We start from the raw sequence: 6,279 nt of genomic DNA on the forward strand, positions 1-6,279 counted from the left end.
GGGCCGTCCTCGGAGGCTAGGCGGGGCGGGGGGCGGCGTCCGCCCGTTGACTTCCCAGGTGCGCGGCCGTGCTCGCGGGTCCGGGGGCGCTCGTCGGCTCGAGGTCCGTTCTCCTCCGGCTCCCGCTCCGTTCTCCTCCGGCTCCTGCTCCGTTCTCCTCCGGCTCCTGCTCCGTTCTCCTCCGGCTCCCGCGACTGTCCAGGAGTCGTCGCACCCGAGCTCGAGTGCGACGACTCCTGCGCACTCGGCGACGACCGCTGGGACGGGCCCGGCGGCTCCACGACCATGCGGAAGCGGCCGTACTGGAGCGCGAGTACGGCGACTTCGGAGGAGTGGCGACCGGCTCGAGTGCGCGGGTCCGCGAGTGCTCAGGAGTTGTCGCAGTCGACGCCGAGTGCGACGACTTCTGGACAGTGGGGGGGAGGGGCTCCGGGTGAGGGCTCGCGAGTGCTCAGGAGTTGTCGCAGTCGAGGCCGAGTGCGACAAGTTCTGGACGGTGGGGGAGGCTCCGGGGTGAGCGCTTGCGAGTGCTCAAGAGTTGTCGCAGTCGACGCCGAGTGCGACAAGTTCTGGACAGTGGGGGGGAGGGGCTCCGGGTGAGGGCTCGCGAGTGCTCGGGAGTCGTCGCAGTCGACGCCGAGTGCGACGACTTCTGGACAGTGGGCGGCGTCCGAGCAGCGTCAGGGGCCCCGGCAGCACCCGTCAGGGACCCCGGCGGCACGGATCCGGGGCCCCGGCGGCACGCGTCGCGCCCGGCGCCCGCGACCTAGGGTGAGGGCATGCATCCGCTCGACGCCCAGGACCCGCTCGCGCACTGCCCCGAGCTGTTCGTCCGCACCCCCGAGGTCCGCTCCTACCTCGACGGCAACTCGCTCGGCCGGCCGCTGCGCGCGAGCGTCGCCCGGCTCGCGCGGTTCGCGGAGGAGGAGTGGGGCGGCCGCCTCATCCGCGGCTGGGAGGAGGGCTGGCTCGACATGCCGCTCGAGGTCGGCGACGCCCTCGGCTCCGCGGTGCTGGGAGCCGCGGCCGGGCAGACGGTCGTCGCCGACTCCACGACCGTCCTGCTCTACAAGCTCGCCCGCGCGGCGATCGCCCGCCAGGCGGAGCAGGGGCGCGACGAGATCGTCGTGGACACCGACAACTTCCCCACCGACCGGTACGTGCTGGAGGGCATCGCGGCCGAGACCGGCAGCACGCTCCGCTGGATCGACTCCGACCCCGAGAGCGGCGTCGGCCCCGACGACCTCGCCCCGGTGCTCGGCGAGCGGACGGCGCTGGTGCTGCTCAGCCACGTCGCGTACCGCTCGGGGTTCCTCGCCGACGCCGCGGCGATCACCGCCCAGGCGCACGAGGCCGGCGCGCTCGTGCTCTGGGACGCCTCCCACTCCGTCGGCTCCGTGCCGCTCGAGCTCGACGCGTGGGGCGCGGACCTCGCGGTCGGCTGCTCCTACAAGTACCTGAACGGAGGCCCGGGGGCGCCCGCGTGGGCGTACGTCGCCTCCCGGCACCAGGGCTCGCTCACGCAGCCGGTGCAGGGCTGGATGGGCGTCGCCGACATGTTCGAGATGGGACCCGGCTACCGTCCGGCCGAGGGGATGCGGCGCTTCCTCAGCGGCACCCCGCCGATCACGGGGATGCTCGCGATGCAGGACATGATCGCGCTGATCGCCTCGGTGGGCATGCCCGCGGTGCGCGCGAAGTCGGAGGCGATGACGGCGTACGCGCTGGAGCTGGCCGACGCGTGGCTGGTGCCGCGCGGGGTGCGGGTGGCGACTCCGCTCGACCCCGCCCGGCGCGGCTCGCACGTGACGATCGCGCACGAGTCGTTCGCCGGCCTCGTCCCGCGGCTGCAGGCGGACGGGATCGTGCCGGACTTCCGCCGACCCGACGGCATCCGGATCGGCCTCTCGCCGCTGTCGACCACCTTCGCCGAGCTGGAGCTGGGCATGGCGGCCATGCGGGACGCGCTGGACTGAGCGGGCCGGGGCTCGGCGGGGCGGCTGTTCCCGACCCCGCCCCCTGCCCTCACCGCGCGTCGCGCGTCCGTCGAGTGCTCTCCTTCTGCAGGGCCTCGACGAGCTCGGCCTTCGTCATGCGCGAGCGGCCGGAGACGTCCAGGCGCTTGGCGAGGTCCATCAGGTGCGCCTTGGTCGCGTTCGCGTCCACTCCGCCCGCCGTCTCGCCCCCGGGGGAGCGGCCGTGGCCCTCGGCGCGGGAGTCGGAGGGGCCGCTCTCGGCCTTGCGCTCCCAGTGGTCGCCGACCTTCTCGTACTCGTGCTTCAGCGCGGCGAAGGCTGTGCGGTGGGCGCGCTCGCCGTCGCCGTAGCTGTCGACGGCCGAGTCGTGCGCGGCCGACCAGAGCTTCTGCGCGTGCTCGTCGGAGCGCTCGATGGTGGACGGGATCTGTTCCTCGCGGGGCATGGCGGCCTCCCTCTCGTCCTCCGACGCTACGTCGGGTCGGAGGCGCCGGTCACCCCGTTGACGAGCGCTCGGCGGGCACCTCCGTCCCCGGAGCGCACTCGGGAGGCCGCCGCCGGTGTTCTCACCGGGCCGACGCCGATGATGGGGCGATGTTCATCCCGACCAGAGCCGCCGGTCTCGAGGCGCTCGACGACTTCGTCGCCCGCGCGGGCTCCGCCTACGCCCGCGACCGCAACCACGACCTCGGACCGTCCCGGGACAACGTCTCCGGGCTCTCGCCCTACCTCCGCCACCGCCTCGTCACCGAGCGGGAGGTCGTCGCCGCGGTCCTCGCGCGCCACCGGCTGACCGCCGCGGAGAAGTTCGTCCAGGAGGTGTTCTGGCGCACCTACTGGAAGGGCTGGCTCGAGCAGAACCCGGACGTCTGGCGCCGCTACCGCCGCGAGGTGGCGGACTCCTCCGCGGGCGATCCTCCGCCCGGGTACCTCGACGCGATCGGCGGACACAGCGGCATCGACGCGATGGACGCGTGGGTGAGCGAGCTCGTCGAGACCGGGTACCTCCACAACCACACCCGCATGTGGTTCGCGAGCATCTGGATCTTCACCCTCGGACTGCCCTGGCAGCTCGGCGCCGACTTCTTCTACCGGCACCTGCTCGACGGCGACGCCGCGTCCAACACCCTGTCGTGGCGATGGGTCGCCGGCCTGCAGACTCCGGGCAAGACCTACCTCGCCTCCGCGTCCAACATCGCCCGCTACACGGAGGGGCGCTTCTCGCCGAGCGGCCTCGCCACCACAGCCCCCGCGCTGACGGAGGAGCCCTTCCCGCCGCGGGCACCGCTCGAGCAGGACGACGTTGTGGGGACCGTCGGCGCCCGCCCCGGCCTCCTGCTGCACGAGGACGACCTCGAGGCGGAGAGCCTGCTCGCCGAGCAGCCGGGTCTGGCCGAGCGCCTCGTCGCGTGCGCCGTCGCCGGGGACGCGGGCGGGCGCTCGCCGTCCGGAGTCTCCGACGCGGTCGCTGCCTTCACCGCCGCGGCGCTCGCCGACGCCGCCGAGCGCACCTCCGACTCCAGCGGTCGGCCGGCGCGGGTGCTGGCGGACGCGCGTGCCGCGACGGTCGTCGACTGGGCGGTCTCCGAGCGGATCGACACCGTGGTCGTTCCGTACGCGCCGGTCGGGCCCGTCGGCGAGCGGGTGGAGGCGCTCCGCTCGGCTCTCGCCGACGAGGGGGTCGCGCTCGTCACCGTGCGCCGCCGCTGGGACGGTGCGGCGTGGCCGTCGGCGTCGCGGGGGTTCTTCCCGTTCCGGAAGCGGATCCCGGCGCTGGTGCGCGACCTCGTCGAGCCCGCCGACGCGGCCCGCCTGTTCTGAGCGGCGTTCCGAGAGCCGCGTCCCGCGAGCTGCGTCCTGTGAGCCCCGTCCTGTGCTGCGTCCGGTGAGCCCCGTCCCGCGGAACCTGCCTGGTCCCGCGGGGCGGGTGCCGCTCAGCCGAGCAGGCGGTCGCGGAGGAAGTCGCTCGCGAAGCGGCCCGAGGGGTCCCACTCGGAGCGGAGGGTGCGCCACTCCTCGAGGTGCGGGTAGAGCGGCGCGATCTCGTCGGCTCCGGCGAGGAAGTGCTTGCCCCAGTGCGGCCGGGCGCCGAGCGGCAGCAGCGCTCCCTCGACGGCGGGGAGCACGGCGTCGACGCCGGCGCGGTCCTTCTTGAAGGTGAAGTGCACGCCGACGCTGTCGCGGCCTCCGGCGGGGGAGAGCCACTGGTCGTCGCCCGCCATGGTCCGCAGCTCCGTGATGAGCAGGACGTCGTCGATCCGCTCGCCGATCGCGCGCAGCGCCACGATCGCCTCGCGGACGTTCGCGCGCGGCACCATGTACTCGCTCTGGATCTCGTCGCCCGCGCTCGGCTCGCGGTCGAGGCGGAAGTGCGGCAGGCGCTCGGACCACGGTCCGACGGAGCCGCCGAACGGGTTCAGGTTGGAGTCGACACCCTCCGAGACGGCGAAGAGGCTCGCGGAGGCGGCGACCGCGCCCAGGTGCGTCGCGTCGACGTCGGCGACGGATCCCGCCGCCGCCTTGGTCTTCAGCCACAGCTGCTCCACCGTCGGCGAGGACCAGTGGGTCATGAGGCTGACGCTGTAGGCGGAGGAGGTGATCGCGTCGAAGTCGTCGAGCACGCGCTCCCAGGGCAGGTCGACGAACGCGTCCTGGCGGACGTCGAAGGTCGGCTGGATGTCGAGGGTCACGCGGGTGACGATGCCGAAGGCGCCGAGGCCGACGACGACGCCCTCGAAGCCCGGCTCCCCGCGGCGGATCGTGCGCAGCGAGCCGTCGGCGGTGACGAGCTCGAGCGCCGAGACGGCGGAGGAGAGGTTCGCGTTGCGGTCGCCCGAGCCGTGGGTGCCGGTCGCGATGGCGCCGGCGACCGAGATGTGCGGGAGCGAGCCCATGTTGTGCAGGGCGTAGCCGTTGCTGTGCAGGTGCGCGGCGACGACGCCGTAGCGGGTGGCGCCGCCGACGGTGACGGTGCTCGCCTCGGCGTCGATCACGGGGTCGGAGGCCAGGTGCCCCAGGTGCAGCAGTGCGCCGGGGGTGTCGGGCAGGGAGTTGAAGGAGTGGCGGCTGCCGAGGGCGCGGACGCGCTCGTTCTCGCGGACGAGGCGCTGCACCTCCTCGACGGACTCCGGCTCGATGATGGCGGCGGCGCGGTACTCGTAGGTGCCCGCCCAGTTGCTCCGTGAGGTCATGGGTCCATTCTGCCGGGTGCGCGGGGGATTTGTTGTTGGTTGCAACGAATGGCCCGGTGGTGCACGGGGACACCGCAGGACGGAACGGCGTGGATATTGTTCGAGGCGCGCTCCGGGCCTCTGACGGGGAGGACGGCGATGACCGCGCGCAGACGACCCCGCTCGGATCTGTTCCGGGTGTGCGTGCGCCTCCTGGTCACGATCGTGGTGGTGCTGCTCGTCCTGGCGACGGGGACGCTCGCTCCGGGCGACGGGGCCGTCGATGCGACGGCGACCCTCGTTCCGGTCCATCTGCTCGGCCGGCCGCTCTCCACCGCCCTCTCCGTGGGCTGGAGCGCCGCCTCCTACTCGCGCCTCGACGAGCAGGCGCTGCGAAGCGCCGCCTCCTTCTCGCGCCTCGACGAGCAGGCGCTGCGAAGCGCCGCCTCCTTCTCGCGCCTCGACGAGCAGGCGCTGCGGAGCACCGCCGAGGAGGAGGCGCGCGGCGAGCGGCGCCTCCTCTCGCGGATGGCGGGAGCGACCGGGGTGACCGGCACGACGCTGCCGGCGGCGCTGCCGGCGGCGGTGCCGGCGATCGTGGTCACGGTGGCGATCGCGCAGAGGACGGAGTCCCGCAGCGAGCCCCTCTCCCTCGCCGCCGCCCTGCTCGCCGTCGCGAGCTCGTGGGTGCTGATGGTCCTCTCGGTCGCACAGGCCTGCCTGCGCCTCGAGTCGCGGTCGCCCCGGCGGTCGCAGGTGCGCTTCGCCTTCGAGGAGGCGCCGCACTTCAGTGACGACGCGACCCTCGCGCTCCTGCTGTCCACGACGGCGGCCACGGTCTCGGCCGAGATCCGCTCGAGAGAGGGCTGGCGCCTGGTGCGCGCGAACGTCGTCATCGCGTCCGCCTTCGACTCGGTCGTCATCGCGATGACGGTGTCACTGCTGTTCGGCGGACTCGCGGCCTGAGACGGCGGGAGCGGAGCGTCCGCGGGGCCGGGGGCGGTGGGGTCGGGGTGGGGGTGCCGGGGCGGGCGGGCGCATCGTGCGGCCCGGGAGCGGCGCGTGGCACGCGGACCGGGTGTCGCGCTACGGGTACCCGGCGGGCAGCGAGGGACCCGGGAGCTGGCCGACGC

5 protein-coding genes are annotated in these 6,279 nt (G+C 74.0%); 3 read left to right on the plus strand and 2 right to left on the minus strand.

Annotated elements, in window-relative coordinates; genetic code table 11:
* Positions 1 to 779: 779 nt before the first annotated feature.
* Positions 780 to 1,976 carry a kynureninase gene (locus tag C5C35_RS16545; protein ID WP_104263613.1) on the plus strand — a complete coding sequence of 399 codons (1,197 nt, stop codon included), beginning with the start codon at positions 780 to 782 and terminating at the stop codon, positions 1,974 to 1,976.
* A gap of 49 nt (positions 1,977 to 2,025) precedes the next feature.
* On the opposite strand, the gene C5C35_RS16550 is transcribed toward C5C35_RS16545, so the two are convergent.
* Positions 2,026 to 2,421: a ChaB family protein gene (locus C5C35_RS16550; RefSeq protein ID WP_104225169.1), complete on the minus strand. Its 396-nt coding sequence runs from the start codon at positions 2,419 to 2,421 to the stop codon at positions 2,026 to 2,028.
* Positions 2,422 to 2,570: 149 nt separating this feature from the next.
* Between C5C35_RS16550 and C5C35_RS16555 the strand changes: the two genes are divergently transcribed.
* A complete protein-coding gene (locus C5C35_RS16555) occupies positions 2,571 to 3,797 on the plus strand; it encodes an FAD-binding domain-containing protein (protein WP_104261761.1) in 1,227 nt (408 codons plus the stop codon).
* A gap of 113 nt (positions 3,798 to 3,910) precedes the next feature.
* Here the strand turns inward: C5C35_RS16555 and C5C35_RS16560 are convergent, their stop codons facing one another.
* Complete coding sequence (locus tag C5C35_RS16560) at positions 3,911 to 5,167, minus strand: D-arabinono-1,4-lactone oxidase (protein ID WP_104263614.1); 1,257 nt, start codon at positions 5,165 to 5,167, stop codon at positions 3,911 to 3,913.
* 138 nt (positions 5,168 to 5,305) lie between these two features.
* On the opposite strand from C5C35_RS16560, the gene C5C35_RS16565 reads away from it, so the two are divergent.
* Positions 5,306 to 6,112 carry a DUF1345 domain-containing protein gene (locus C5C35_RS16565; protein ID WP_181134955.1) on the plus strand — a complete coding sequence of 269 codons (807 nt, stop codon included), beginning with the start codon at positions 5,306 to 5,308 and terminating at the stop codon, positions 6,110 to 6,112.
* The last annotated feature ends 167 nt before the right edge of the window (positions 6,113 to 6,279 follow it).

The organism is Rathayibacter sp. AY1F8 (assembly GCF_002932165.1).
Lineage (GTDB): Bacteria > Actinomycetota > Actinomycetes > Actinomycetales > Microbacteriaceae > Rathayibacter.

What these genes read in the sequence shown, in the direction of transcription:
- C5C35_RS16560 (WP_104263614.1), bottom strand. Translation starts at nt 5,167, where the DNA reads ATGACCTCACGGAGCAACTGGGCGGGCACCTACGAGTACCGCGCCGCC.
- C5C35_RS16565 (WP_181134955.1), top strand. Translation starts at nt 5,306, where the DNA reads ATGACCGCGCGCAGACGACCCCGCTCGGATCTGTTCCGGGTGTGCGTG.
- C5C35_RS16550 (WP_104225169.1), bottom strand. Translation starts at nt 2,421, where the DNA reads ATGCCCCGCGAGGAACAGATCCCGTCCACCATCGAGCGCTCCGACGAG.
- C5C35_RS16545 (WP_104263613.1), top strand. Translation starts at nt 780, where the DNA reads ATGCATCCGCTCGACGCCCAGGACCCGCTCGCGCACTGCCCCGAGCTG.
- C5C35_RS16555 (WP_104261761.1), top strand. Translation starts at nt 2,571, where the DNA reads ATGTTCATCCCGACCAGAGCCGCCGGTCTCGAGGCGCTCGACGACTTC.